We start from the raw sequence: 23659 nt of genomic DNA on the forward strand, positions 1-23659 counted from the left end.
TAGATTATTTAAAAACATTCTTTACAGTATCAATACCTTTTTTGATACTTTCAACAATAGGAGAATTTTCATCATAAATATCTTCATAACCCTTACTAGGTTCCTCAAAAAAATTTCCTGTTATAAATCGATAATGCTCGTCCAATTTGGCAATTGCCTTCATATCTGAATCTTCTAGTTCTATAGAGGCCGCTTTAAAATTTTCCTCTATGTGCTCCTTACTGGTTGATTTGGGGATTGCAGCGTTCCCGCGATGCGCATGCCAACTTATCAGAATTTGTCCGGCAGAGGCATTGTGTTTTCTTGCAATTTCTTTAATTGTTTTTATTTCCAAAAGATTGGGTTCGTCTTTTCCTTTCATGGCATCAGATCGATCTCCAGAACCCAAGGGGGAATAGGCGGTAATATGTATGTTTTCTGATTTGCAATATTTTAAAAGATCATCCTGTTGAAGCAGGGGATGAAGCTCCACTTGGTTCATTTCAGGCTTAATGGTCGCTTGGGCGATCAGATCTTTTAATTTTATATCACTGAAGTTGGAAACCCCAATGTGGCGTGCAAGGCCATCTTTCTTAGCTTTCTCCATCTGTTTCCAAGTTTCAATTATTGGCGCTTCCTCAGGAGTTAAGTAATCCTCAGGTTTTTTAGGAAATTCAACGCCATGTCTAAAAGCTACTGGCCAATGGATTAAAAATAAATCTAAATAATCGAGTTTAAGTTTCTTAAGGGATTCTTCCAAAGCGGGTCTTACCTGTCCTTCGGCATGCGAATCGTTCCAGAGTTTTGAGGTGATGAAAATGTCTTCACGAAATATTTCACCTTCGTCGAATATTTCAGAGAGCGCTTCACCTATCTCCTCTTCATTGCCGTAGGCGGCTGCGGTATCTATATGGCGGTACCCTGCGTGAATTGCATCTTTCACCGCCTTTTTAACTTTGCTGCCAGTGGATTTCCATGTTCCCAGCCCTATAGCGTGCATTTTATCTCCGTTGCTAAATTCTAATGTTTTCATTTTTTGTTTGATTTAGTTTTTCTTTTCAAAATACAAAAGGACAGTTGTAATTTGAAAGATTTGGGAAAGTTTAGGTTTTTTTTAACCAAGGCGAAACTTTAACCCATTGTTTTGTGCCTTAATGAAGTGTTGCACTTCAACTTATTTTCTTGGATGGTACCGATTGATGATTTCTGTCAAATGCGTTCGGTCTATATGGGTATATATTTCAGTAGTGGTAATGCTTTCATGGCCCAGCATTTCTTGTATGGCACGAAGATCGGCACCATTTTCTAGAAGATGCGTGGCAAAAGAATGCCGAAAGGTATGCGGGCTTATCGTTTTCCGGATTCCTGCTTTTTCAGCCAAACGTTTTACAATAGTGAATATCATGGCGCGGGTCAACGGTCTGCCATGCTGGTTTAGGAAAAGCGTATCCTTGGCGGCGGCATCAATTTCTTGATGTACCCTTACTTCCTTTCTATAAATAGTGATATATTTTTCGGTCGTTGTACCAATGGGAACTAAACGCTGCTTATCGCCTTTTCCCGTTACTTTAATAAATCCTTCATCAAAAAACAGATCGGAAATCTTTAGGTTGGTAAGCTCTGAAACGCGTAGGCCACAGCCATAAAGAGTTTCAAGAATTGCGCGGTTACGCTCGCCATGTTTGTTGCTTAAATCTATGGCATTTATAAGGGCGTCAATTTCATCAACAGCCAATGTATCCGGAAGCTTTCTTCCCAGTTTTGGGGATTCAATGAGTTCCAAAGGATTTGTTTTTCGATAATCTTCAAAGATTAGGTAATTAAAAAATCCTTTCAAACCAGAAATAAGCCTGCTTTGGGAGCGTGGGTTTACTTTTTTTGCGATCTCATAAATAAATTGCTGTAACGTTTCTTCAGAAATAAAAACTGGGGAGGTGTTTACTTGATTGGTTTCCAACCACTGTATCAGTTTTTTTACATCCAGCGAATAATTTATAATGGAATTTTCAGAAAGCCCACGTTCCAAACGCAAGTAGTTTTGATAATCCTTTAAACTCTGTTGCCACTTCATACTGCTATATTACCACTAAAAACAATAGTTAACAAAAAACTAAATGTATTTTAGGGCATAAGATTAAAGGTATCTTTGTGTTTTAATAAAAACTTTAAAATCCAAATTTATGAGAAATTTAATTGTAGCAGTTATTACATTATTTATTGGAACCACAACTTTTTCACAGGAAATTGACTTAGGGATTAAAGCCGGGGCCAACTTTGCAAATATCACGGATGCTTCAGGACTATCCAATAAAACTGGTTTTCAGGCAGGTATTTTTGCAGGGATAAAGTTTACCGATAAAGTGGGTATTCAAGCTGATTTGCTCTACTCCCAGCAAGGAGCTGAATTTGATGCTGGTGAATTTGACCTAACATATGTGAATGTGCCTGTGGTACTTAAATACTATTTAGTGCAAGGCCTAAACATTCAAGCGGGGCCGCAGTTTGGTTTTATTGTTGATGATGAAATAAAAACAGTATTTGGTGATATTGAAGAATCAATAGAGGCCGAAAAAACGGATGTTTCTGGAATAGTAGGGGCAGGGTATGATTTTCCTTTTGGGGTGCGTTTGGATGCTCGCTACAATTTTGGATTGACCAAAGTTGTTGATGGTAGCGACAGTAAAAACAGTGTTTTCTCTGTGGCATTGGGGTATTCGTTTCTTTAAAAAAAAATATTTTAAAATTTAGAAAATTTAAGCCACCTATTTAGGTGGCTTTTTTAGTATATTTTTTTATTAAAAAAATATATTGAATCAATTAAGTGATTTTTTTTTATCTTCGACTTTATTAACTAACATTTTAAAACAATTTAATTATGAAAAAAATTTTACTTTTTACAGCATTTGCAATTTTTGCATTTGTGAACTCACATGCGCAAGGAGAGTTTAGAATTGGTTTTAAAGCCGGTGTTAACGTTGCTTCAATAGGAGGGGATGATACGTTCGGAATTGGCAGCTTCGGTTCACGGACTGGATTTCACGTTGGTGCTCTTGTAGAAATACCAATAAATGAAAAATTTTCCGTTCAACCAGAACTTTTGTATTCAGCAAAAGGTAGTAATTATGATTTTTCTTCTGGGGATACCGATATTAAATTAGACTATATCGATGTGCCAATTTTAGCTAAATATCATATAATACAGGGGTTAAGCGCTGAATTAGGTCCAGTAATTGGAGTTTTGGTCAAAGCCGATGCTGATAATGGGGATGAAACTGAAGATATTAAGGAATTTTATAAATCAACAGATATTGGTATTGGTATTGGAGCCTCTTATAGACTTCCAATGGGAGTTTTCTTTAGTTTGCGTTACAACAAAGGATTGACCGACATAAATGACAATCCTGATACGAATGCAAAAAACCAAAACAACGTGTTCCAGGTTTCTGCTGGCTACTCGTTCTAAATTTCGAATTTTCCATTTTAAAAAGCAGGGCAAGGTTCCTGCTTTTTTTATTTATGGTCTGTTTTGTTTGTTTTTTTAAATTTCAGCTATCTTTAATGAGATAACCTTTAAAATCTTTAATTATGAAAAAACTCTTACTTTTTGTGGCAATTGCCGTAATGACTATTAGCAATGCCCAATCCCAGGAATTGCGGATAGGTGCAAAGGCTGGTGTGAATTTCGCCTCGGTAGGCGGGGACTTTACAGATAATTATGATGGGCGTACAAGCTTTCACATAGGTGGTTTGGTTGAAATTCCCATTTCCGAAAAATTTTCCATTCAACCTGAACTTTTATATTCCGGACAAGGTGCAAAATCTGAATATGATAACAGTTTTGGAGATAGTTTGGTAATCGGGAAGGAAAAATTAAAATTGGATTATATAAATATTCCCATTATGGCGAAATATTATATTATTGAAGGTTTGAGTGTGGAGGCGGGCCCACAATTTGGAATTTTAGTTTCTGCAAAAAATGAATACGAGGAGTCCGGCTTTAGAGGAGATATATCCGGGGAGGAAGATGTAAAGGATTTTTATAATACGTTAGATATTGGCTTTGGATTGGGTACATCTTATCGATTGAACAACGGGGTATTTTTCAGTGCCCGCTATGTGATTGGTCTAACAGATATTACTGATGATGGCGATGTCGATTTTGGATCTTTTGATATTGATGGTTATAAACAGCGCAATGGCCTATTGCAACTTTCAGCGGGATTCTCTTTTTAGATTAGAATCATATCGATATATAAAAGCAGGATCTATATTCCTGCTTTTTTTATTTTGATATATTTGCGACCCATAAACCACACTATGAAACTAAACCTACTTTTTATTCTATTCTTTATTTACTCAACCGCATTAATCGCCCAGACAAAAAAGTTTGAGGTAGGTCCTGTAATTGCCGTAGAGTTCCCATTTGCAACCAATGGCAATGATACTGATTTGGAATATGACTATTCCGTAAGACCTTCCGTAGGTGCAGCATTTAAAATTTCTTTTTCTGAAAAATTAAAACTGCAACCCGAACTGACTTTTCAGCTTCGGGAAGTAAAAGTGTATAGAAAAGGTAGTGATAATGCTTTACTGCGAAATTCTCCTGTATATATTGTAATTCCCGTATATGCAAATTATGCAATCAATGAAAAGTTTAGTTTGCTTTTTGGACCACGACTTGGGGTTGACCTTACATTTAGTGCTAGCTATAGTACAGGCTCAAACGGCACGTATAGCGAAACAACAGGTGAGAGTCCTGAGTTTGCTGGTGTGTTTGGGTTTCAATACACAACTCCCATCAATTTGTTCCTAAACGTAAAAGGAGTGTATGCTTTTACGAATCCCGATTATTCCGATGATATAAATGAAGGGGCAATAATGATAGGTGCCGGGTGGTTTTTTTAAGTCTTACCAAAACTCTTTGTTTAAAGCGCTATATTTGAAATGGTAAGTTTCTTTCTTTAAAAAAAAATAATAAATGAAAATCGTCATAATAAACGGCCCAAACCTAAACCTGCTCGGTAAACGCGAGAACGATATTTACGGCAACGAAACGTTCAATGATTTTTTTGAAAAGCTACAGAAAAGATATGCAAACCAAGAAATCTCTTATTTTCAATCCAACATTGAAGGGGAATTGATTGATAAAATACAGGAAGTAGGTTATACGTACGACGGTATTATTCTAAATGCCGCTGCCTATACGCATACATCCGTAGGAGTTGCCGATGCCGTGAAGGCGATAACCACGCCCGTTGTGGAAGTACATATATCCAATACTTTTTCAAGGGAAGATTTTAGGCATAAAAGTTATATCTCCCCAAATGCCAAAGGTGTAATAGTAGGTTTCGGGTTACAGAGTTATGAATTGGCTTTACAGAGTTTTATGAAATAGTATTGAGTACTTAGAATTGAGTAGTGAGAATAAAAAAACCGCAATATTGCGGTTTTTTATTTTAAATCACGATAGAGTCTCAATACTCAATACTCAAATCTATAAGTGAATCACTTCACCATAGGCATCCGCAACAGCTTCCATTACCGCTTCGCTCATCGTTGGGTGTGGGTGGATTGCTTTTAGCACTTCGTGGCCCGTTGTTTCCAGTTTTCTTCCCAAAACAGCCTCAGCGATCATATCGGTAACGCCGGCGCCAATCATGTGGCAGCCTAACCATTCCCCGTATTTGGCATCAAAAATCACTTTTACAAAACCGTCCTTTTCACCAGAGGCGCTTGCTTTCCCACTTGCGCTGAAAGGAAATTTTCCAACCTTCAGCTCGTACCCAGCATCCTTGGCTTGTTTTTCGGTCATACCAACGCTTGCAATTTCTGGCGAAGCATAGGTACAACCTGGAATATTTCCGTAATTAATAGGCTCTACGTGAAGGCCTGCAATTTTTTCAACACAGGTAATGCCTTCTGCCGAGGCCACGTGGGCGAGGGCAGGACCGGGCACAACATCGCCAATGGCGTAATAACCGGGAATGTTGGTTTGGTACCAATCATTAACCATTATTTTTCCTTTATCGGTAACGATACCAACATCTTCAAGCCCAATATTTTCAAGGTTTGAAGCAATTCCTACTGCCGAAAGAACGATTTCAGCTTCCAGGGTTTCTTCCCCTTTGGAGGTTTTTACGGTAGCTTTTACCAGCTTTCCCGAGGTATCCAATTTCTCTACGGAAGAATTCGTCATTACTTTTATTCCCGCTTTTTTGAAAGAACGCTCAAATTGTTTTGAAACGTCTTCATCTTCCAGCGGAACTAGATTTGGCAAAAACTCAACAATTGTTACTTCGGTTCCCATAGAATTGTAGAAATGGGCAAACTCAACGCCTATGGCGCCACTGCCCACAACAATCATACTTTTGGGTTGTTTCTTTAGTGTCATTGCCTCACGATAACCAATTACCTTTTTGCCGTCCTGTTTTAGATTTGGCAATTCGCGTGATCGGGCTCCGGTGGCAATGATTATATGGTCTGCGGAATATTCCTTTCCATCCACGTCAACTTTTTTTCCGGGTTTTATTTTTCCAAAGCCGTTTATAACTTCAATTTTGTTTTTTTTCATTAAAAACTGAACGCCTTTGCTCATACCTTCGGCAACACCACGGCTTCTTTCAATTACTTTTCCGAAATCTTTATCAAACTCCTTTACGGTAAGTCCGTAACTGTCTGCGTGTTTTAGATACTCAAAAACTTGGGCACTTTTTAAAAGTGCTTTGGTGGGAATACAGCCCCAATTTAAACAAACGCCTCCAAGGCTTTCCTTTTCAACAATGGCGGTCTTTAAACCTAATTGTGAAGCCCGTATGGCTGTTACATATCCGCCGGGGCCGCTTCCTAAAACTATTACGTCGTATTTACTCATTATGTAATTTTAAGTGTATTTCTTTTGAAGCAACGAATTTACGAAATACCAAGGGAATTACTCAATTCATATTTCCTATTTCCAAATAAATTTTCTGGGCTAAGGATGAGTAAAAATCTCCAACCGTAATCAAAGTAGTGCTTTACAGGAAGTTTAAACATAATATTAAAGCTTACATTTATTTTTTTGATGAAAATTTGCAAAGCCCTATGTGAATGTCGTACATTTAAAATTTGATAGTCAAGTCTCTCCACTATCAAGTCAAATTTCAAACCTTCGAAATTTGTATGCCGACTGTAAGCCGACTGTAAGCCGACTCTATGCCGATTCTATGCCGTCTTCATGCCGACTATACCCCATAGATACTTCACTGCTGCTCCCTAATCAAGCCTATAAATCTCTCTTTATAATAGAGTCTTAAAGCGCCAGGTCGATGAATGGCCACACGAGTTTCTGCTTTCCCAAGTTTTAGAAAAGTTTATGGATAGAAGGATTGCCAATAAAAATTGGATAAACGCTATCAATCGGAGTGGGGTCGTGATGGACAGAAAAAAGGCCAAATTAGAGAAAATCGATCTTTCAAACATTATAAAAACATCAAAATCCAAAAGTTTAAATTTATGGAATTTGATGTTTTATTTATTAGCTAAGGAAAGCTTGAGCTAAAACTAATATATTATTTCTTATTAAACCCTAATGAAAGAGAATTTACACAATACCGTTGTCCCGTTTCCGTAGGCCCATCATTAAAGATATGTCCTAAATGGCTGCCACAGTTGGAGCAGAGAATTTCGGTACGCATCATGCCATGTGATGTATCTTTCACATATTCTACAGCACCTTCTATAGAATCGTCAAAAGACGGCCATCCACAACTGCTTTCAAACTTGCTTTCGCTTGTAAAAAGCGGCGTGTGGCAAGCTCCGCAGACATAGGTGCCGTTTTCAAAATGCAGGTTATACTCCCCAGTGCGTGGAAATTCTGTTCCCTTTTCACGAAGAATGTGGTACCTTTTTTCGCCCAGTTGCTCGCGCCATTCGGCTTCAGATTTTGTTACGGGGTATTTATTTGGATTCTCCATTGTCGGGAATAAAATTTAGTGCCACACCATTTATACAGTGTCTTTTACCTGTGGTTTCTTCAGGGCCATCGTCAAAAACATGCCCTAGGTGCCCGCCACAAACGGCGCAATGTTCCTCGGTGCGGGTATAGCCCAATTTATTATCTGTTGAATAGGCAACGTTTCCTTCAATGGCCCGGTCAAAACTGGGCCAACCTGTGCCGCTGTCAAACTTGTGTTCGCTTTCAAAAACAGGTGTTCCACAGCCTGCACAAACGTATGTGCCCTTTTTATGATTGTCATTTAATTCACTTGAAAAAGCACGTTCCGTACCTTCGTGGCGCAAAACCCTATATTCTTCCGGTGAAAGCTGGGCTTTCCATTCGGCATCGGTTTTGTTTACGGTAAAGGTTTCTTTTTCGGGAGTCTTGCCTTTTTGTGCAGGGGAATTGCAGCTAAAAAACAATAGACTGATACATAATAGACTGAATGACTTCATAGATATAAAATTGATTTTTAAGAAATGTTTAGATATGCAACTTTGTCTTTGGAAACAATGAATACTTACAGTTTACAAAGACTTTGATACTAAAGTTCTATTTTTTCAATTTGTGAGCCATCGGTTTGCATTACTTCCAAAAGATCGTCCATTGAAGGATTTGTTTTTGCAAATTCTGCAGGCACCACGGCTATTCTAAATATTTGATTTGTGGTGGGATCGGGATTGTCTCCAATATTAGTAAGATCGAAATTTCCTTCAATAGTAAACTGGATGTCAACAAATGTATGATTGAAGTTATATTGGTACACATCACCAGTATCATCAAGGTAAAAAACGCTTTGCGGAAGCTGTGTCCATATATCAGCCGTTTCGCCATTTCCAATATCGCCACGTCCTTCATATCTATAAGCTAAGACTACATCACTTTCAAAAACTTCAAAAGGAAATTGAATAAATGATGTTTCATAAATATTCTCGGAAGGAATATAATTAAAATCAACATTTGCTTCAAAAACCTGAGCATACACCAAACCACCCGGTTCACCCGGAGGTCCTGGGTCACCTTCGCAGGAAGTAAATAAAATGGTTGATGAAAGGGCCAAAAAAAGAAGTATGTTTTTCATAATAAGTAATTTTAAAGATTATAGGTTTAGGCTGTTCAAAAGTCGTTCCAACTTTTAAAAGGCTATAAATTTAAAGGCTTCCAGAACACTTCACTATTAAGAAAACATTAAAGTTTAGAAAATTTTGGAATAATAGTTGAAAAATTAATTTTACAATAATTTTAATACCATACTACAATTTATATTCCTAGTTTTAACGTTAAATCAAAACCATCATCGCTATATGAAAGTTTTAAAATCATTATCCATATTATTTTTGGGAACACTAGTTGTAGCCTGTAGCACCAATCCTTTTACGGGAAAACAAACTTTGGCTTTAGTTCCCAATTCACAGATTTTACCAATGGCGTTTCAACAATATCAGGAATTTTTGACTGAGCATAAAGTTGTGACCAATACCGCTAATGCCCGAATGGTGAAAAATGTAGGGCAAAAAATTGCCGCCGCAGCAGAAAGATATCTAAATGCAAACGGTTACGCAGGTTATTTATCAGATTATCGTTGGGAGTATAACTTAATTGATAGTCCCGAAGTGAATGCTTGGTGTATGCCTGGCGGAAAAATTGTAGTATACACAGGCATATTGCCAATAACCAAAGATGAAGCAGGATTAGCTGCAGTAATGGGCCACGAGGTTGCCCATGCCCTTGCCAACCATGGACAGCAACGTATGAGTGCTGGACAATTGCAACAATTGGGTGCGGTAGCCGGAAACATAGCTTTGGCAAATAACCCAGAAAATGCTCAAATTTTTAATACCGCTTATGGATTGGGCTCAAATCTGGGAGTAATGTTGCCTTTTAGTAGAAGCCACGAAACAGAGGCCGACCATATTGGATTAATTTTGATGGCCATAGCCGGATACGAACCAAGCGTTGCTGCAGAACTATGGCAGCGTATGCAGGCACAGGAGCAAGGAACACCGCCAGAATTTTTAAGTACTCACCCATCCAGCAGTACAAGAATTCAGAACATCCAAGCTTGGGTGCCAGAAGCAAAGGCAGAGGCAAGAAAATTTGGTGTTACTTCTTTTAAAAGATAAATTTGGATACATAAATTTTAAAATCCCGCTCCACGCGGGATTTTTTATTAGATTAGTGGCGTCAAAAATTTAAAAATAAGATGCCCAACTTACCCAAAGGAAGTAAAAGACTGCTAAACGCCTGGGCTTTTTATGATTGGGCAAATTCTGTTTATAGTCTTGTAATCGCCTCGGCTATCTTTCCCATTTTTTATCAAACGCTTTTTAAATCAGCGGGAGTTAGCACGGTCTCTATTTTTGGAGGAGCGATCAGGAGTACACCGCTAATCAGTTATACTACCGCTGCAGCCTTTTTAGTAGTTGCAATTATTTCACCGCTGCTTTCAGGTATTGCCGATTATGTTGGGAACAAAAAGAATTTTATGAAGTTCTTCTGTTATCTGGGCGCTATTTCCTGCATGGGGCTTTACTTTTTCAGTATTGAGAGCATTCATATTAGTCTTCTTTTTTATTTTGGTGGATTGATTGGTTTTTGGGGAAGTCTCGTTTTCTATAATTCGTATCTTCCGGATGTTGCCTTTCCCGAACAGCAGGACAGGGTAAGTGCACGTGGCTATTCATTAGGATATATAGGAAGTGTTGTACTGCTGCTTTTCAATTTGGGAATGGTCATGTTTCCTGAAGCTTTCGGTTTTGGGGAAGGGGGAGAAGCAAGTATGAAAGCGATGCGCTGGTCTTTTGTTACCGTAGGGGTTTGGTGGATTCTATTTAGCCAATATTCCTTTTATTTTCTTCCGAAGGGAAACAAAAGCGGAAAACGAGTTAGTACAAAAATACTTTTGAACGGTTTTAAGGAATTGAAAAGCGTTTATGGCTCGCTTTCCGAAAACATCCAACTTAAAAGATATTTGGCTGCGTTCTTTGTGTACAGTATGGCCGTACAAACTGTGATGCTTGTGGCTACTTACTTTGGTGAACAGGAAATTGCTTGGGGCGCTGACAATGCAAAGACAATGGGATTAATTATAAGTATTCTAATTATTCAATTGGTGGCGGTGGGTGGTGCAATTTTAACTTCCAGAGCATCAGAGAAATTTGGCAATATTCCGGTACTTGTTGTTATCAATATTATTTGGGTAGGTATTTGCGTGGTGGCATTTTTCATCCAAGAGCCGCTTGAATTTTATATTACGGCAGGAGTGGTTGGCTTGGTTATGGGTGGAATACAGTCCCTTTCTAGATCTACCTACTCAAAATTCTTGCCCGAAACGAAAGACACTACTTCCTATTTTAGCTTTTACGATGTTGCGGAAAAAATAGGGATTGTTATAGGAATGCTTATTTATGGATTTATTGACCAGATAACAGGAAGTATGCGCAATTCAATATTATTTTTGGTTCTATTTTTTATGGCTGGGGTATTTTTACTATTAAGAGTGCCAAGAAATAAAAACCATTAAACAATTTTTGTTTAAGTTTGCGTTTATTACCTACAAACTACTTATTTATGAAGAAAATGTATTTATTGAAGGGAATGCTATTGGTTTTTTTGGCATTTCAATTTTTTTCCTGTGAAAACGAGCCCCTCACAGGCGAATTTGTACAAGAAGAGCAAAACGATGCTGAAGAAGGCCAGTTTAGAGCGCAGATTGAAGGTCAGCAATTTATTGCAAATACAGTATCAGCAACCCTTACCACCGATAATGAACTTGTTATAACAGGCACTAAACCGGGAGGGGAAAGTATTGTTCTTACGATAGCAAATGCAGCTGTAGGTAGCTTCAATTTAACTTTAGGCGGTACCAATGAAAATAGCGGCAGCTATTTTGATGGATCGGCAAACGTGCTTCCCTATATTTCGGCAGATGCATTGGGCGGTTACGGCCTTATGAATATTACGGAACTTGACGCCAGTACTAATACCATTACGGGAACTTTTAGTTTTGTAGGCTTTCGCATAAAAGTAGATGGCGATGGAAACCCCATACTCGATGGAAACGGTGATCCTATTTTGGAAAATATTGAAATTTCCAACGGAGCTTTCAATGGTATAGAATACGTAATAGACGACACTGGCGGAGGTGGCGGCACAGGCAACCCTAATGATGAATTTTTTGCAAAAGTTGATGGCGTTGATTTTATTGCTGATACAATTACGGTTACCGAACCGATGGTGAGTGAAGTACACATGATAAAAATTGAAGCGAAATCACAACTTGGTGAAATGATGCGCATAGATGTACCGCGTTCATTGGGCGTGGGAACCTTTGATATGGTTAACATCTCAGACGGAACAAAATTGATAGCACTTTACAATGCAGGCGGAGGTGCCGAAAACCTTACTTCAAATCCTGGGACTATAACAATTTCAGAATTTGATTTGGAGGCTGGAATTCTAAAGGCGTCCTTTTCATTTACCGGTACAGATCCATTAAATCAACTTCCGGATGTTGTAGATGTTACAGAGGGAAGTTTTACAGTGTACTTTGAGGGCGTCCCGGGAGCAAATAATATGTTTACGGCAAACGTGGACGGAACGGGCTATACCCCAGACAATATTGAAATTACAACCTCAGTGGTAAATCAATATCCACGCATTACCATTACAACTACTATCGGTGATAAAAAAATGGAATTAACCTTTCCGGCGACTGTTACTGAAGATACTTTTGAAATGGGCACAGAAGTAATTGACGGGGATGAAATAGTAGCAACATACACACCATTGGTGGGAACTTCAATAACCTATGTGTCTAATCCTGGTATAATTACAATTACAAATTATGATATTGCTAATGGTATTATTGAAGGAATTTTTAACTTTACCGCAATAGATGCAACCGGTCAAGATCCTACTGTTTATCAAATAACTGGCGGATCTTTCTTAGTGGTTCTTCCATAAGAGTAGAAATTTATACAAATAAAAAGCCGTTTTTGGAATTCCAAAAACGGCTTTTCATTTTTCTAACAATTTGTTACAGGGATTTTACCTTTCCAGAACCTATTACTTTTACGTCGTTTGAACTTGGATTGCCCAAATAATAGATGGTGCCTGAACCTTGTATTCTTGCTTTCAAACTGCTCTTGGCAAAAACCGTGACATCTCCCGACCCAGAAAGATAAATTTGTGCATTTTCAGCTACAAGTTCCTTGCCTGAAAAATTTCCGCTGCCGGTTGTTTTAACCTCCATATCTTTTACTCTTCCTGAAACCTGAATTTCACCTGAACCGTGCACCTTTGCATCCATTGCATTTGATTCTACTTTCACATTTATTGAACCAGAACCCAGTAAATTTAGTGAGAGCGCGTTTCCTTCCAGCACATCATTACTTTCAACCACGCCCGAACCTCGCATCGATATTTCAGAAATATCTTCAAATGGAATGGTAATCTTAATTTTTTTAAAATTATGTAAGGTAACATTGTTGACCATGGAAATGGTAAGAGTTTCCCCATCAGATTTCACAACAATCTTGTCCTGTACATTCGCTTGGGCTGTAACTTCTATATTGCCTTCAGTTCCTTTTTCTAGATAAACATCCATAGGCCCCGAGACCTGGATGATATTATAGGGTTCGGTCTTAACTGTTTTTGTTATTACATTTTCTTTTTTATTGTTGAGATTTCGGTTTTGGGCTGAAAACTCAATATTTGCTGATAAAAATACCGTCAGTGCAATAAAAATTTTAAATAATGGTGTCATAATTATATAATTAAATTGGTTACTTAATATAAAAGACTTCCTTTTCACCCGAATGTTACACTTCAGAATAAAATAGAATTATAGATGGCATAACTCTTGAAATACAAAAAAGAGAACCTTTGATACAGTTGAAAATCAGAGGTATTTTAATAAGAAAATCTTAAATATTAATCAATAATACATTGTGCTCATTACATTTGTGACACAATGTCCTAAATATATATATGGCCCATTCAAAACTTACATCATTAGACAAGTTGTCATTTCAAGATTTAAAGGAAGACGCAGAGTTTATCCCTCTCATGTCTGCAGAAGATGAAGATGCAATGCACAAGGAAGATCTTCCGGAAATACTGCCCATTTTGCCCTTGCGAAATACAGTATTATTTCCGGGTGTTGTGATTCCAATTACTGCGGGACGTGACAAATCCATAAAGCTTATTAACGAAACCAATAAAGGAAACAAGGTAATAGGTGTAGTTTCCCAAAAAGACGAAAACGAGGAAGAGCCAGGCATTGCAGATATCAATACCATAGGTACGGTAGCACAAATACTTCGTGTTTTAAAAATGCCCGACGGCAATACTACAGTAATCATTCAAGGAAAAAAACGTTTTGAGGTTGCTGAAATTCTCACGACAAGCCCATATATGACGGCAACCATTACTGAAGTTGCCGAAGCCCGACCTGAAAAAGAAAGTGAAGAGTTTAAAGCTATAATAGACTCCATAAAGGAAATGGCCTTAAAGATTATTAAGGAAAGCCCAAATATTCCCTCGGAAGCTGCTTTTGCAATAAAAAATATTGAAAGCTCTAGTTTTCTAGTGAATTTCGTTTCTTCAAATTTGAACATCGCTGTTGAAGAAAAGCAAACACTTCTGGAAATAAACAATTTGAAAGATCGTGCACTGGAAACGCTTCGGTATATGAATATGGAGATTCAAAAGCTTTCACTTCGAAATGACATTCAATCCAAGGTTCAAAGTGATATTAACCAGCAGCAACGCGAATATTTTCTTCAGCAACAAATGAAGACCATTCAAGAGGAACTAGGAGGATCTTCTATGGAGGAAGAAATAGAGGAGATGCGCGAACGTGCCACCAAAAAGAAGTGGGGCAAGGATGTAGAAAAACATTTTCAGAAAGAGCTTTCAAAAATGCAGCGCATGAATCCACAGGTTGCAGAATTCAGTATCCAAAGAAATTATTTGGATTTGCTGTTAGATCTTCCGTGGAACAAATACAGTAAGGATAAATTTGATTTAAAGCGCGCGCGAAAAATTTTGGACCGCGATCATTATGGACTCGATGATGTTAAAAAACGGATCATAGAATATTTGGCTGTCCTGAAACTTCGAAATGATATGAAATCACCCATACTTTGTCTGTATGGCCCTCCCGGAGTTGGAAAAACCTCTTTAGGAAAATCCATCGCGGAAGCCCTGGGCAGAAAATATGTGAGGATGAGTTTGGGTGGACTTCGCGATGAAGCTGAAATAAGAGGACACAGAAAAACCTATATAGGCGCCATGCCAGGACGCATTATACAAAGCATAAAAAAAGCGGAAACAAGCAATCCTGTTTTTGTTTTGGATGAGATTGACAAAATTTCAGCAAGCAACCAGGGAGATCCTTCCTCGGCAATGCTAGAAGTACTTGACCCAGAGCAAAACAATGCCTTTTATGATAACTTTTTGGAGTTGGGTTACGACCTTTCCAAAGTAATGTTCATCGCTACTTCAAACAGTTTGAGCACCATTCAGCCGGCATTGCGCGACCGCATGGAAATTATAAATGTTACGGGTTACACTATTGAGGAAAAGGTAGAAATTGCAAAACGCCACTTACTTCCGAAGCAATTAAAGGAGCACGGAATGGATAGTGAGGCTTTGAAAATTGGAAAACCGCAGTTAGAGAAAATAGTCGAAGGCTATACGCGTGAAAGCGGGGTTCGTGGTCTGGAAAAGCAAATTGCCAAAATGGTTCGTTACGCAGCAATGAAAATTGCAATGGAAGAAGAATACGAAGTTAAAGTAACCAATGATATAATCATCGAGGTGTTGGGCGCTCCCAAATTAGAACGTAACAAATATGAAAATAATGATGTGGCTGGTGTAGTAACCGGACTTGCATGGACTAAAGTTGGCGGAGATATCCTTTTTATTGAATCAACACTTTCCAAAGGAAAAGGAACATTGAATATGACTGGAAACCTTGGTAAGGTAATGAAGGAATCTGCCACTATCGCTTTGGAATATATTAAATCCAATGCTGAAAAGTTGGGTATTAATCCAGATATTTTTGACAGTTATAACGTTCACATTCACGTGCCTGAAGGCGCAACACCCAAAGATGGGCCAAGTGCAGGAATAACGATGCTTACTTCATTAGTATCTCTTTTTACACAAAGAAAAGTGAAAAAATCCATCGCTATGACCGGTGAGATTACACTTCGAGGAAAAGTACTGCCCGTGGGAGGAATAAAGGAAAAGATTCTTGCTGCAAAACGAGCACGTATTAAGGAAATTCTACTTTGTGAAGACAACAAGAGCGATATAGATGAGATAAAACCTGAATATTTAAAAGGACTGACTTTCCATTATGTAAAAGATATGAGTGATGTATTGGAATTAGCGCTGACCAAAGAAAAGGTCAAGAATGCTAAAAAACTTTAAACCGTATCCAGAATAGATGATTAATGTATATTTGTTATCAGCGACTATGCATTAATCATCAATCATTTCTTTCCTTTGTAAAAATAAATTATACTTGCATTCGTTTAGTTTTTAGTTACGGTAACTCACGTCTATGACCCAAAAGGTTTTCTTAGTTGTTTCCTTATTAATATCTCAGCTTTTGGCGGCTCAGATAGGAGGTAGGGCAACTTATCAATTTTTAAACCTAGTAAATAGCCCACGGATGGCTGCGTTAGGGGGAAAAGTAGTAACAAACTATGATTATGACCCCACCCAGCCTTTGTTAAATCCAGCCAGTATTAATCCAGCAATGGATAACCAACTTTCTTTGAACTACACAAATTATATTGGTGATGTAAATTATGGTACTGCCACCTATGCTTATCTATGGGATAGAAGAACACAGGTATTGCACGCTGGAGTTACTTATGTGAATTATGGGAAGTTTGATGGGTATGATGAACTTGGAAACCCGACGAATAGTTTCAGTGGTGGGGAAGTAGCACTTTCCTTGGGTCATGCCCGAAACATTGCTTTTACAAATTTCCACGTAGGTGTAAATGTGAAACTGATTTCTTCAACTTTGGAAAATTATTCTTCTTTTGGAGGAGCACTGGATATTGGCCTTATGTACGTTTACGAAGATTGGGACCTTCATATTACAGGAGTTGCAAGAAATCTTGGAACACAGTTTACGCCCTATCACGAAGAATATGAGCCCCTTCCTTTCGAACTTATTTTTGGAATTTCTCAGACCCTTCAGAATGTGCCTATTCGCTGGCACTTCACTATGGAAAATATGCAGCAATGGAATATAGCATTTTCTAATCCTTCCAGAGAAGAAACCGACTTGGAGGGAAATACCCAAAAGGAAAACATTAATTTTATCGATAATGCTTTTCGGCATATGATTGCGGGTATTGAAGTTTTTCCCGAAAGCGGGTTCAATATTCGTTTGGGATATAATTTTAGAAGAGGTGAAGAATTGCGAATAGCAGAAAAGCGTGCATTTGCAGGGTTAAGTGCAGGATTCGCAATTAAATTGAATAAATTGAGATTGAGCTATTCCTATTCAAAATATAGTACCGCAGCTTCCTCAAGCTTTTTCGGACTAAATATAGACTTACAGTAATGCAAAAAATTACTATTGCCATAGACGGATACTCCTCTACCGGAAAAAGTACGGTTGCCAAACAATTGGCAGATCATCTAGGCTATGTTTATGTTGATAGTGGGGCTATGTACCGGGCAGTAACGCTATATGCCATGCAAAAAGGTATTATCTCAAAAAAGCATTTTGATGTTGAAAAACTAAAAAAGTCGCTTTCCGAAATTCATTTAAAATTTCACAAAGAAGCAGCTTGGAACAAGGCACATATCTTTTTGAACGGAAAGGACGTAGAAGACAAAATAAGGAACCTTGAGGTTTCAGAATTTGTAAGTCCGATAGCAACAATCCATGAAGTACGTGCAAAGTTGGTTGCCCAACAGCAACAAATGGGTTTGGAAAAAGGTGTGGTAATGGATGGAAGAGATATTGGCACCGTAGTATTTCCGCGTGCGGAATTAAAAATTTTCATGAATGCTTCTGCTGAAGAGCGCGCGCAAAGAAGATACAAAGAGCTTTTGGCACGAGGCGAAAAAATTCATTTAGACGAGGTTTTGAAGAATATTCAGGAGCGCGACCATATAGATACTACAAGAGCTGACTCTCCATTGCTACAGGCCAAAGATGCCATAGTGATTGATAATTCTGAAATGAATCTGCAAGATCAGTTCCACACTGTACTTCAGCTTGCTAAAGACCGAATTGCGGGTCGCATATAATTTCTTTATATTTCTAGAATCTTTTTTATTAAGCTATAATTCAAACTGATATACAATGGCTTCATTTTTTCAGGAATTTAAAAATTTCGCCATAAAAGGCAATATGATTGATATGGCGGTAGGTATTGTTATTGGCACCGCCTTCAATAATGTAATAAGCACAATCGTAAAAAAAATAGTAATGCCCCCGCTGTCATTGCTTACCGATGGAGTAAATCTTGCCAACAAAAAATACGTTCTGCGCCCTGCAAGCGGCACATCAGAAGAAATTGCTATTGGTTATGGGGAACTGATGGAAGTATTGATTGACTTTTTCATCATTGCATTTACCATATTTGTCGTCATTAAGTCTATCAATCGCTTCAAGAAAAAAGCGGAAGACCCTAAGGATAAATCTGTTGAAACGCCCAAAGACATCCAACTTCTTTCAAATATCAAAAAATTGATGGAAGAACAGAATGCTTTACTTAAAAAAAAGTAAGAAATTTCTAAATAAAATTAGAGAAAAAGAAAAGGAGAACAAATACATTTAGTAATGCGTAAAATCAAATTTTCAAAATATTCCCATGAATATAAATTTGGCTTGCTATCGCTATTGATATTTTTGATTCTTTCTACTTTATGCGTTCTTACATATTACTGGACCCTTCAGGATCAAAAGGAGGATAAGCTTAAACAACTGGAGGTTCTTGGAAGTTTGACCTATCGGGATTTTGAAAAAATAGTGCACCACAACATTAATTCGTTGGAAGATTTGGCTGGAAGGATTATGGAAAGCAATGGGGCATTTGCAAAATATCTACAGTCAGACACTGAAAGGATAATTCGCCAAAATCAAGGAATAAAGTTTATTGAATTTATAAATGAGAGCGGAATTATAACTTTTATAAACCCTCTGGAACCGAATAGAAAAGCCTTAAACTATGACATAAAGTCTCATTTTCGATATTCTGATTGGATTGCAGTTTCAAGAGATACCCTAACAAATATTACTCCTTGGATAACCCTTACCCAATCGGGAAAGGCATTTTTGGTTGATGTACCTATTTATTATGATGAAAAATTCAAAGGCACAATTTCAGCCGGAATGGATTTTAAACCCGAATTTGATAATTTAAGTTCCAAACAGAATCTTTACAGTATTTTGATTAAAGATGAAAAGGGAAATATTTTTTACAGCTACAACAATCCATCTCCAGAAATTTTTGAATCGGCCCAAATCTTTTCAAAGACCTTAAGTCCGCTTTCCAATAACATTTCCGGGAGCTGGAAGTTTGAATTTATGTTTGATTCCAAGGATGAATTAAAAGCCACATCCTTGCAAAACAAAATATTGGCTCTCGGTATTTTTTTATCGTTTACCATCGGACTATTAGCCTATTTTTTTCTTATGGCCAAACAGCAATATATTCGTTATAAGTTGATAAACAGAAAATTAAACACACTAAACGAAGATTTAAGAAAAGAGCGAATTAGAGCAGAAGATGCTTCAAGGGCGAAAACACAATTTCTGTCCAATATGAGCCATGAAATTAGGACACCTTTAAGTGCAATTTTGAGTATTTCTGAAATATTAGAAGGGAAAGAACTTTCATCCAGTGAAAAGGAATTTCTGAAATTAATGCAAAATTCCTCAAAAACGCTTTTAAATCTTGTGAATAACATTCTTCACATAGATAAAATAGAAGCCGGAAAGATGGAGCTTTCCAGAGAACTTTTCAATCCGTTCCTAACGCTTAAAAAGATTGTTGAAATCTACGCTCCAACCGCTACAATGAAAGGAATTGAACTTATCACCAATTTTGATAGTGTAAAAAATCCCAAAAATGTTATGGGAGATCTCTCACGCACGGAACAGATTTTTACCAATCTCATTAACAATGCGACAAAGTTTACTGAAAAAGGAAAAATTGAAATTTTATATGAAGAAATATCATTGGAGGGTAAGCTAAAACTTATTTTTATCGTAACTGATACCGGTATTGGGATTGAACCTTCAAAAATGCCACAACTTTTTGAACGATTCACGCAATTGGATTTCGGAATTACAAAAAAGCACCAAGGCAGTGGTCTAGGATTAGCGATTACTAAAACACTTACTGAAATGATGGGTGGAACACTGGAAGTGAAGAGCAAATTGGGTGAAGGGTCAACTTTTACGGTATCTCTACAATTTCCAATAGCGGAACACCAAGAAGAAATTATTAAAACAAGAAGTTATAGAGACTTAAGCTATTTAAAAGTTTTAGTGGTTGACGATAATGTATTAAACCAAAAAATTCTGGTCAAAATACTTTCCAAAAATAACATAGAACCCGATGTATCAAAAGATGGTGACGATGCCTTATTGAAATGTGCATCAAAGCATTATGACCTTATTTTTATGGATGTGCATATGCCCGGAAAAGATGGATTTGAAGTGGTAAAACACTTACGAAAAATGGACAATACGGCGGTTATTCTGGGCTTTTCTGCAGATGTTACGAAAGAAGCAATAGAACGCGGCATTAAAGCTGGCATGAACGATTACCTCACAAAGCCGATAGAACAGGAAGCCCTATTTGCCACGTTGAATAAATACTTTTCCTAAATTGATTTCTTAGCTGTAGCCCTGCTCTTTTTAGTTTTGCCTACTTCACTGAACTCAAAGGTGTAACTGTCTTTATCAGTAGTTAAAATTTTAATGTGAATGGCTTTCTTTTCAGCCTGGTTTTTCGGGTTTATTTTTTTTAAAACGTACTCACAATCGTTTATCCAATGAATGGATGAAGAATCTTTTTTCCCTTGAAAATAATCAATCTCTATAGAATCATTCCGCACTATGGTGGTTTTGAATACTTCAGTGCCGGAAAGGGCTTCAAATTCAAATGTTCCCGTTTTAAAATCCGCACAATTCCGCTCAGATTCATAACAACCTATTAATAGAAAAAGAGTGCATAAAGCTAAAAAAAATCGCATATTTATTTTTTTTTGCGAATTTCCGAAAAAAATACTGAAACTATTCAGTTTTGGTATGTATTAAAAGTTCCGTCTTTATAAAATATTACAATCCGTTCAATTTCCTTTTTATTTTCATTGAAATTTGCAGCTTTAGGCTTATCAGTAACGTACGCTTCGGAAAATAAACTAGGAGGTTCCTTTTCTATCGTTTGTTTGTTTTCTATAACAGTTTTCGCATCATTCTTTTCAGAAAGAGTAGGGAAGCTTCCCTTTCCAAAAAGCAACCAATCCATATCTACTTCTGGAAATTTTTGACAAAGTTTCATCACAAATTCCAGGCTTGGTTTATTTCTACCCGACAATAAATGTGAAATAGTGGAGCGATTAAAATCTATTTCCTCGGCAAATGCCGCTGCCGATAAATTGAAATATTCCAATATTTTTTCAAGTCTTTTTGTAAAATCAGATGTGTTTACCATTGTAACGAACTAGCCAGTATAATAAGGTTTACAAATGTAAAACATTTCTTTAACGCATCATAATTATTGATGATAAAACAATTTAATCATTAAACTTTATATTTATATATACTATGTTAAAATACTGAAAATAAATAAACTAAACTGTTTCATCGGCAACATTAATATTTTGAGCTGTATTCAACACTAAAAAACAAAATTATGGTTACAATTGTAATCGAATACCCTTATTTATTTTGTTTACGTTTGTAAACAAGGCATTGTTTAACTTTGTAAACTAATCAAATGGTATGGAAATAGAGCATTGGTACTCCAACAATTTTGAGACGCATTTAAGGGGCAGATATATTGCTATGAAGCATATTTATCCATTATTGGATTTGTATAAAACATGCTATGAGATTTCCGTTTCAGGAGTTTCTGAAATGGGACAGGATATTCCAATAATCAAAGTCGGGAACGGAAATAAAATTGTTTTAGGGTGGTCACAAATGCATGGCAATGAATCCACAACGACCAAGGCTCTTTTTGATTTTTTACGATTTATTCATCAAAAAGACAATTTCCAATCTGAAATTGAAAGTTTTTTAAGCACATATTCTTTTTTCATACTGCCAATGCTGAATCCGGACGGAGCAAAGCTTTACACGCGTGAAAATGCAAATGGAGTGGATTTGAACCGGGATGCCCAGGAACTTTCGCAAAAGGAGAGCCAAATTCTTCGAAATGTTTTTGAAAAAATAAAGCCCTCCCTTTGTCTTAATCTTCACGATCAACGGTCTATATATGGTTTTAAAAACGGAAAGCCAGCTGTTGTTTCATTTTTATCTCCAGCAGCTGACAAAAAAAGAACCTTAACTCCCTCTCGGAAATTAGCTATGGAATATATAGTGAAAATGAACCATTTGCTGCAGTATTATATACCTGGGCAGGTTGGCAGATATGACGATAGTTTTAATGAGGCCTGTGTAGGCGACACTTTTCAGAAAGCGGGCGTGCCTACCATTTTATTTGAGGCCGGTCACTGCGATACAGATTATCAGCGTGAAAAAACACGGAAGTATATTTTTTATTCCCTGCTCTCATTGTTTAATATACTTGAAACTGATAAGGAAATCATTAATCACAAAACTTATTTTCAAATCCCTGAAAATCTTAAAAATTATAACGATTTCATTTTGAGAAATGTAAAGTTGGAATCTGAAAAGAAGTTTATATCTGTGGCAATTCAATATCGAGAGATTTTGAAAAACGAAACCATTGTATTTGAGCCTTTTATTGATGAAATTGGAGATTTGAAGACTAAATTTGCCTATATCGAAAGAAACGCGCAAGGAGCTGAAATTTTAACAAATTCACAACAAAATTTAACAGTCGGTGAAAATATTTCAGAAATAATTGATAAAAATGATAAATCAGTGGTTTTTTTTCAAAAAATAAATTCTATGATAGCTTAAAACTTCATAGTTTTGCAAAAAAATAAATATATATGCCAAAGTTTAAATTAGACGATGTAGATCACAAAATTCTTGATCTTTTAATTGATAATACAAGAATCCCCTTTACCGATATAGCAAAGAAATTGGAAATTTCTGCCGGTACCGTACATGTTAGGGTGAAAAAAATGGAAGAAGCAGGTATTATTACCGGATCATCCCTCCAGGTAGATTACAAAAAACTGGGTTATTCTTTTATTGCTTATGTAGGAGTTTTTATCTTCAAAACATCCCAAACACAATTTGTTTTAGAGCGCATTAGTGAAATTCCATTTGTAACGGTAGCTCACGTAACTACAGGCAAATTCAATATCTTTTGTAAGATTAGAGCTCGTGACACTGCACACGCTAAGGATGTAATTTATCAAATTGATGACATAGAAGGGGTAAGCCGCACAGAAACCATGATTTCTATGGAAGAAAGTATTAACGACAAAAAAAGATTGCTCCATTCAATTTTTAATGAAATATAATTTCAAAATTTAATTTATTAAAAAACC

The 23659-nt window shown here is 37.0% G+C and carries 24 protein-coding genes; 15 read left to right on the forward strand and 9 right to left on the reverse strand.

The features are described 5' to 3' along the window. Positions 1-4: 4 nt before the first annotated feature. Positions 5-1012: an aldo/keto reductase gene (locus JK629_RS12175; RefSeq protein WP_202335891.1), complete on the reverse strand. Its 1008-nt coding sequence runs from the start codon at positions 1010-1012 to the stop codon at positions 5-7. Positions 1013-1153: 141 nt separating this feature from the next. After that, a complete protein-coding gene (xerD, locus tag JK629_RS12180; protein WP_202335892.1) occupies positions 1154-2050 on the reverse strand; it encodes a site-specific tyrosine recombinase XerD in 897 nt (298 codons plus the stop codon). 109 nt (positions 2051-2159) lie between these two features. Here xerD and JK629_RS12185 point away from each other — a divergent pair, with 109 nt between their 5' ends. From JK629_RS12185 to aroQ, 5 genes are all read left to right on the forward strand, one after another. Next, complete coding sequence (locus JK629_RS12185; RefSeq protein ID WP_202335893.1) at positions 2160-2705, forward strand: porin family protein; 546 nt, start codon at positions 2160-2162, stop codon at positions 2703-2705. 149 nt (positions 2706-2854) lie between these two features. Continuing rightward, a complete protein-coding gene (locus tag JK629_RS12190; protein ID WP_202335894.1) occupies positions 2855-3442 on the forward strand; it encodes a porin family protein in 588 nt (195 codons plus the stop codon). 122 nt (positions 3443-3564) lie between these two features. Then, complete coding sequence (locus JK629_RS12195) at positions 3565-4212, forward strand: porin family protein (RefSeq protein ID WP_202335895.1); 648 nt, start codon at positions 3565-3567, stop codon at positions 4210-4212. Positions 4213-4296: 84 nt separating this feature from the next. Beyond that, complete coding sequence (locus JK629_RS12200; RefSeq protein ID WP_202335896.1) at positions 4297-4884, forward strand: outer membrane beta-barrel protein; 588 nt, start codon at positions 4297-4299, stop codon at positions 4882-4884. A 73-nt stretch (positions 4885-4957) separates the two neighbouring features. Beyond that, positions 4958-5374 (forward strand): type II 3-dehydroquinate dehydratase, encoded by a 417-nt coding sequence (gene aroQ, locus JK629_RS12205; RefSeq protein ID WP_202335897.1) that lies wholly within the window; start codon positions 4958-4960, stop codon positions 5372-5374. A gap of 99 nt (positions 5375-5473) precedes the next feature. Here aroQ and lpdA read toward each other — a convergent pair whose 3' ends face one another. The 4 genes from lpdA to JK629_RS12225 all read right to left on the reverse strand — a co-directional run bounded on the left by lpdA (position 5474) and on the right by JK629_RS12225 (position 9035). Further along, complete coding sequence (gene lpdA, locus JK629_RS12210) at positions 5474-6850, reverse strand: dihydrolipoyl dehydrogenase (protein WP_202335898.1); 1377 nt, start codon at positions 6848-6850, stop codon at positions 5474-5476. A 676-nt stretch (positions 6851-7526) separates the two neighbouring features. Then, positions 7527-7931: a peptide-methionine (R)-S-oxide reductase MsrB gene (gene msrB, locus JK629_RS12215; protein WP_202335899.1), complete on the reverse strand. Its 405-nt coding sequence runs from the start codon at positions 7929-7931 to the stop codon at positions 7527-7529. Next, on the reverse strand, positions 7915-8409 hold the full coding sequence (gene msrB, locus JK629_RS12220) for a peptide-methionine (R)-S-oxide reductase MsrB (protein WP_202335900.1): 495 nt from the start codon (positions 8407-8409) through the stop codon (positions 7915-7917). The genes msrB (JK629_RS12215) and msrB (JK629_RS12220) overlap by 17 nt, the downstream gene beginning before the upstream one ends. A gap of 89 nt (positions 8410-8498) precedes the next feature. Next, the gene (locus JK629_RS12225; RefSeq protein ID WP_202335901.1) at positions 8499-9035 is read right to left on the reverse strand and encodes a collagen-like protein; all 537 of its coding nucleotides are present in this window, start codon (positions 9033-9035) and stop codon (positions 8499-8501) included. A 223-nt stretch (positions 9036-9258) separates the two neighbouring features. Here JK629_RS12225 and JK629_RS12230 point away from each other — a divergent pair, with 223 nt between their 5' ends. The 3 genes from JK629_RS12230 to JK629_RS12240 all read left to right on the forward strand — a co-directional run bounded on the left by JK629_RS12230 (position 9259) and on the right by JK629_RS12240 (position 12919). Continuing rightward, positions 9259-10077 (forward strand): M48 family metallopeptidase, encoded by an 819-nt coding sequence (locus JK629_RS12230; RefSeq protein WP_202335902.1) that lies wholly within the window; start codon positions 9259-9261, stop codon positions 10075-10077. Positions 10078-10157: 80 nt separating this feature from the next. Further along, a complete protein-coding gene (locus tag JK629_RS12235; RefSeq protein ID WP_202335903.1) occupies positions 10158-11477 on the forward strand; it encodes an MFS transporter in 1320 nt (439 codons plus the stop codon). A gap of 47 nt (positions 11478-11524) precedes the next feature. Further along, complete coding sequence (locus JK629_RS12240) at positions 11525-12919, forward strand: DUF6252 family protein (RefSeq protein ID WP_202335904.1); 1395 nt, start codon at positions 11525-11527, stop codon at positions 12917-12919. A 73-nt stretch (positions 12920-12992) separates the two neighbouring features. Here the strand turns inward: JK629_RS12240 and JK629_RS12245 are convergent, their stop codons facing one another. Continuing rightward, positions 12993-13721 carry a head GIN domain-containing protein gene (locus tag JK629_RS12245; protein ID WP_202335905.1) on the reverse strand — a complete coding sequence of 243 codons (729 nt, stop codon included), beginning with the start codon at positions 13719-13721 and terminating at the stop codon, positions 12993-12995. A gap of 224 nt (positions 13722-13945) precedes the next feature. Between JK629_RS12245 and lon the strand changes: the two genes are divergently transcribed. From lon to JK629_RS12270, 5 genes are all read left to right on the forward strand, one after another. Beyond that, a complete protein-coding gene (gene lon / locus JK629_RS12250) occupies positions 13946-16396 on the forward strand; it encodes an endopeptidase La (protein WP_202335906.1) in 2451 nt (816 codons plus the stop codon). A gap of 133 nt (positions 16397-16529) precedes the next feature. Continuing rightward, positions 16530-17549 (forward strand): type IX secretion system protein PorQ, encoded by a 1020-nt coding sequence (gene porQ / locus JK629_RS12255; protein WP_202335907.1) that lies wholly within the window; start codon positions 16530-16532, stop codon positions 17547-17549. After that, the gene (gene cmk, locus JK629_RS12260) at positions 17549-18244 is read left to right on the forward strand and encodes a (d)CMP kinase (protein ID WP_202335908.1); all 696 of its coding nucleotides are present in this window, start codon (positions 17549-17551) and stop codon (positions 18242-18244) included. The genes porQ and cmk overlap by 1 nt, the downstream gene beginning before the upstream one ends. A 55-nt stretch (positions 18245-18299) precedes the next feature. Next, complete coding sequence (mscL, locus tag JK629_RS12265) at positions 18300-18725, forward strand: large-conductance mechanosensitive channel protein MscL (RefSeq protein WP_202335909.1); 426 nt, start codon at positions 18300-18302, stop codon at positions 18723-18725. A 54-nt stretch (positions 18726-18779) separates the two neighbouring features. Further along, positions 18780-20834 carry a response regulator gene (locus JK629_RS12270; protein ID WP_202335910.1) on the forward strand — a complete coding sequence of 685 codons (2055 nt, stop codon included), beginning with the start codon at positions 18780-18782 and terminating at the stop codon, positions 20832-20834. Here the strand turns inward: JK629_RS12270 and JK629_RS12275 are convergent. Beyond that, positions 20831-21202 (reverse strand): DNA topoisomerase IV, encoded by a 372-nt coding sequence (locus JK629_RS12275; RefSeq protein ID WP_202335911.1) that lies wholly within the window; start codon positions 21200-21202, stop codon positions 20831-20833. The genes JK629_RS12270 and JK629_RS12275 overlap by 4 nt on opposite strands. A gap of 44 nt (positions 21203-21246) precedes the next feature. Continuing rightward, positions 21247-21663 carry a helix-turn-helix domain-containing protein gene (locus JK629_RS12280; RefSeq protein WP_202335912.1) on the reverse strand — a complete coding sequence of 139 codons (417 nt, stop codon included), beginning with the start codon at positions 21661-21663 and terminating at the stop codon, positions 21247-21249. Between the two features lie 290 nt (positions 21664-21953). Between JK629_RS12280 and JK629_RS12285 the strand changes: the two genes are divergently transcribed. After that, positions 21954-23120: a M14 family zinc carboxypeptidase gene (locus JK629_RS12285; protein ID WP_202335913.1), complete on the forward strand. Its 1167-nt coding sequence runs from the start codon at positions 21954-21956 to the stop codon at positions 23118-23120. A 32-nt stretch (positions 23121-23152) separates the two neighbouring features. Beyond that, on the forward strand, positions 23153-23632 hold the full coding sequence (locus JK629_RS12290; protein WP_062622982.1) for an Lrp/AsnC family transcriptional regulator: 480 nt from the start codon (positions 23153-23155) through the stop codon (positions 23630-23632). The last annotated feature ends 27 nt before the right edge of the window (positions 23633-23659 follow it).

It is taken from the genome of Aequorivita iocasae (genome assembly GCF_016757735.1).
GTDB lineage: Bacteria > Bacteroidota > Bacteroidia > Flavobacteriales > Flavobacteriaceae > Aequorivita > Aequorivita iocasae.

Bases quoted from the DNA above. Each gene is read 5' to 3' on its own strand.
- JK629_RS12175 (WP_202335891.1), bottom strand. From the start codon at position 1,012: ATGAAAACATTAGAATTTAGCAACGGAGATAAAATGCACGCTATAGGG.
- xerD (WP_202335892.1), bottom strand. From the start codon at position 2,050: ATGAAGTGGCAACAGAGTTTAAAGGATTATCAAAACTACTTGCGTTTG.
- JK629_RS12185 (WP_202335893.1), top strand. From the start codon at position 2,160: ATGAGAAATTTAATTGTAGCAGTTATTACATTATTTATTGGAACCACA.
- JK629_RS12190 (WP_202335894.1), top strand. From the start codon at position 2,855: ATGAAAAAAATTTTACTTTTTACAGCATTTGCAATTTTTGCATTTGTG.
- JK629_RS12195 (WP_202335895.1), top strand. From the start codon at position 3,565: ATGAAAAAACTCTTACTTTTTGTGGCAATTGCCGTAATGACTATTAGC.
- JK629_RS12200 (WP_202335896.1), top strand. From the start codon at position 4,297: ATGAAACTAAACCTACTTTTTATTCTATTCTTTATTTACTCAACCGCA.
- aroQ (WP_202335897.1), top strand. From the start codon at position 4,958: ATGAAAATCGTCATAATAAACGGCCCAAACCTAAACCTGCTCGGTAAA.
- lpdA (WP_202335898.1), bottom strand. From the start codon at position 6,850: ATGAGTAAATACGACGTAATAGTTTTAGGAAGCGGCCCCGGCGGATAT.
- msrB (WP_202335899.1), bottom strand. From the start codon at position 7,931: ATGGAGAATCCAAATAAATACCCCGTAACAAAATCTGAAGCCGAATGG.
- msrB (WP_202335900.1), bottom strand. From the start codon at position 8,409: ATGAAGTCATTCAGTCTATTATGTATCAGTCTATTGTTTTTTAGCTGC.
- JK629_RS12225 (WP_202335901.1), bottom strand. From the start codon at position 9,035: ATGAAAAACATACTTCTTTTTTTGGCCCTTTCATCAACCATTTTATTT.
- JK629_RS12230 (WP_202335902.1), top strand. From the start codon at position 9,259: ATGAAAGTTTTAAAATCATTATCCATATTATTTTTGGGAACACTAGTT.
- JK629_RS12235 (WP_202335903.1), top strand. From the start codon at position 10,158: ATGCCCAACTTACCCAAAGGAAGTAAAAGACTGCTAAACGCCTGGGCT.
- JK629_RS12240 (WP_202335904.1), top strand. From the start codon at position 11,525: ATGAAGAAAATGTATTTATTGAAGGGAATGCTATTGGTTTTTTTGGCA.
- JK629_RS12245 (WP_202335905.1), bottom strand. From the start codon at position 13,721: ATGACACCATTATTTAAAATTTTTATTGCACTGACGGTATTTTTATCA.
- lon (WP_202335906.1), top strand. From the start codon at position 13,946: ATGGCCCATTCAAAACTTACATCATTAGACAAGTTGTCATTTCAAGAT.
- porQ (WP_202335907.1), top strand. From the start codon at position 16,530: ATGACCCAAAAGGTTTTCTTAGTTGTTTCCTTATTAATATCTCAGCTT.
- cmk (WP_202335908.1), top strand. From the start codon at position 17,549: ATGCAAAAAATTACTATTGCCATAGACGGATACTCCTCTACCGGAAAA.
- mscL (WP_202335909.1), top strand. From the start codon at position 18,300: ATGGCTTCATTTTTTCAGGAATTTAAAAATTTCGCCATAAAAGGCAAT.
- JK629_RS12270 (WP_202335910.1), top strand. From the start codon at position 18,780: ATGCGTAAAATCAAATTTTCAAAATATTCCCATGAATATAAATTTGGC.
- JK629_RS12275 (WP_202335911.1), bottom strand. From the start codon at position 21,202: ATGCGATTTTTTTTAGCTTTATGCACTCTTTTTCTATTAATAGGTTGT.
- JK629_RS12280 (WP_202335912.1), bottom strand. From the start codon at position 21,663: ATGGTAAACACATCTGATTTTACAAAAAGACTTGAAAAAATATTGGAA.
- JK629_RS12285 (WP_202335913.1), top strand. From the start codon at position 21,954: ATGGAAATAGAGCATTGGTACTCCAACAATTTTGAGACGCATTTAAGG.
- JK629_RS12290 (WP_062622982.1), top strand. From the start codon at position 23,153: ATGCCAAAGTTTAAATTAGACGATGTAGATCACAAAATTCTTGATCTT.